The organism is Streptomyces hazeniae (assembly GCF_031845485.1).
Classification (GTDB): domain Bacteria; phylum Actinomycetota; class Actinomycetes; order Streptomycetales; family Streptomycetaceae; genus Streptomyces; species Streptomyces hazeniae.
In genome coordinates this window covers 1-474 of record NZ_JAVREQ010000139.1, presented here as the reverse complement: position 1 = coordinate 474, position 474 = coordinate 1, and the positions used below count along the sequence as shown (strand labels likewise).

Below are 474 nucleotides of genomic sequence, written 5' to 3'. Positions count from 1 at the left end.
CAGCCCGTCACACCGCTGCTGAAAGCTGGTCACCGTGGTCATCGAATGTACTTGCACCCCAGCCTTTTCCGCGAGGCCAAGGTAGTTCTTGACGAGAGTGTTCTTGGCGCCGTGCCGGCAGCCGGTCATGCACTGGCCGCATTCGATGCAGCCGGTGCGCGCCGGGCCTGCCCCGCCGAAGTAGGGGTCCGGGACGGTCTTGCCCGGCGCCTTGTCACCGTCGGGCCCGAAAAACACGCCGACCGGCGTTGCGACGAATGTATCCCCGCAGCCCATGTCGTCGGCGACCTCTTTGACGATGCGGTCCGCATCGGTGAAGGTCGGGTTCTTCACCACGCCGAGCATTCGTTGCGCCTGTTCGTAGTGCGGCATCAGCTCGCCACGCCAGTCGGTGATGTCCTTCCACTGCGGATCGTTGAAGAACGGGTCCGGCGGAATGTACAGCGTGTTGGCGTAGTTCAGGGAACCGCCGCC

The 474-nt window shown here is 64.3% G+C and carries 1 pseudogene; it reads right to left on the bottom strand.

Going from position 1 to position 474, the window contains the following annotated elements:
- Positions 1 to 474, bottom strand: a pseudogene (locus RM572_RS28995) (cholesterol oxidase); the annotation flags it as partial.